Source organism: Limnofasciculus baicalensis BBK-W-15 (assembly GCF_024178385.1).
In the GTDB taxonomy this organism is placed as follows: Bacteria; Cyanobacteriota; Cyanobacteriia; order Cyanobacteriales; family Coleofasciculaceae; genus Limnofasciculus; species Limnofasciculus baicalensis.
Genome location: NZ_JAMZMM010000760.1, coordinates 1 through 1021 on the forward strand (window position 1 = coordinate 1; position 1021 = coordinate 1021).

Genomic DNA, 1021 nt, shown 5'->3' on the forward strand with positions numbered 1-1021 from the left:
GAACAAGAGTGAAATTAACTTGGGGGTGGCTGTATCCCGTCGCTAAAATGTCGAGCGCAACAACTACGTTGTTTTGTATCGCTCTCATTTATAGCGAGGGACTTATCCACCCCCAAACCCCCTTAGTTAAATCTAAAATAAATCGAATTACCTCCCAGAAACCCGGTTTCTTCAAGAAACCGGGTTTCTCTGTACCCGCCGCGATTTCCCTAACGTGCGAGTTTGAGGCGCACTCCGCTAGACAAACTATCTGGACTTAGAGGCACCATATCACCACTAACCGTCAATCCTAATAACATTGGCTCATTGGGTTGTATAAATTTGCCCGTCAGTACACACCGCTCCTCTTGCTGCGCTGTGGCTGGAATACTGGCTCTGATTTCTGACGGCGAAAAGTCAGGTCGATAATCTCCGCATTTATGCTGGACGTAATTCCACAGGATATCTCGAATCAGTGCTTGATAGCCTTGGTTGCCAGAAAGTTCCTTCAGCTTCTCCTTCAAGTCTCTCTCCAAGCGGATGCTAGTCACTTCCATATCGGTGGTGGCAATCTTGGGAATGGTACGCATTTTGTTTTTTTCCTTAAATAGTGGACATGTTCGTAATACAAGTGTAGTATTTAAAAAGCAGCTTTGAAATCAACCTTCATTAAAATTACCCTTCTGTGAGCCTTCATATAACCATCTCCACCACTTGTTCCCATCTCGACAGCCCAGCGCTACTGCACTTTGCAGCGCACCTAGGCAGTTGGCGATTGGCTCTCATGTTGGTGGAGATTTGCTTATGGAGTATTTATACCCAGATAGAACAAGGTACAACCTCGATTGGAAAACCGTTTAATCATGACGCAGGCAATTCCCTGGCAGTCGATTCACAATCTAGCAGACATAGCGGGAGGTACGGGCAAAAACAAACTGTACCGATATAGGACAAGAAAACACGAAAACGTTTTTCACATCCCCCGCTCCTGAGTAACAGAAGCGGGGGTTTTTATGTGAAGAGGAGGGAGGAGGGGGAGGAG

At 46.2% G+C, this 1021-nt stretch carries 1 protein-coding gene; it reads right to left on the reverse strand.

Annotated features, from left to right (window positions below):
• Positions 1-209: 209 nt before the first annotated feature.
• Positions 210-569, reverse strand: coding sequence for a ribbon-helix-helix domain-containing protein (locus NJ959_RS30005; protein ID WP_254015416.1), 360 nt, complete (start codon positions 567-569; stop codon positions 210-212).
• Positions 570-1021: the final 452 nt, after the last annotated feature.

Coding starts and splice junctions, on each gene's coding strand:
- NJ959_RS30005 (WP_254015416.1), bottom strand. CDS start 569: ATGCGTACCATTCCCAAGATTGCCACCACCGATATGGAAGTGACTAGC.